Raw genomic sequence first — 855 nt, 5'->3', positions numbered from 1 at the left:
TGCTAAGCAAGAAATCACCAGCTCAGAGACGATGATGTTCTCTCCGACCTTGGTTCGCCGCAACTCCGTCACTAAGCTCAACTAATACCAAGACCGGCTAGTACCAAGAGCAACGAATACCAAGATTAACCAGCGAGGTCAGTGAATCAGCTGCGCTCGCTTCGAATCACCCTATTCCCCTATCGAACAAATGAAAAAAAGCCCTAGCGAAAAACGTCCGCTAGGGCTTTGTTACCATACTCTCACTAATGTATCCGTACCTTAGTCATTCCCTTATCAGCGAGATTTATACCAATAAGGTTCACCAAAACTTTTGAGCCGAGTGGGTCAGTCTGATTAATCCCCCGAAAATTCAAACTGGTAGCAAGTTTGATGGCGGTACTCTTGTTCAGGTCTAAGAATACAGCTCTCTTGCTTCCACTCTGGGTGGTTTGGCGAGTCCGGTAAAAACTGTGTTTCCAACGCGACACCTGCATAATCTTGGTAGCTTGTCCCTGAACGGTTTGGCGTTCCTGCCAACCAATTTCCAGTATACAGCTGCATTGCAGGCTTGGTCGTAAACACTTTTAAAGTCACCAGTGCGTCTGGAGAAGTCACCGTTGCGGCACACTTTCCAGCTCGGCACTCTTCTGCCAATAGAAATGAATGGTCATAGCCTTTGGCATTCTTTTGTTGCTCATCTCCCAGTAAACGCTCTGAGATCATCATAGGCCGATTGAAATCGAAGCTGGTCGATTTTACTGATTTAAGCCCATCGAGTGGGATCCCAGATTTGTCTGTCGGCAGGTATTGTGACGCATTAATGCTAACAATATGCGACAAACAATCTTTCTCCAACTCAGCGCCCAATAGGTT

General features: G+C 46.5%; 1 protein-coding gene. It reads right to left on the bottom strand.

The window, feature by feature from the left end; all coding sequences use genetic code 11:
- Positions 1–336: 336 nt before the first annotated feature.
- A partial coding sequence (locus KIV40_RS29470; protein WP_285352794.1) for a galactose-1-epimerase occupies positions 337–855 on the bottom strand: 519 nt, incomplete at its 5' end.

This window comes from Vibrio sp. D173a, assembly GCF_030248475.1.
This window is presented reverse-complemented; position numbering and strand designations above follow the sequence as displayed.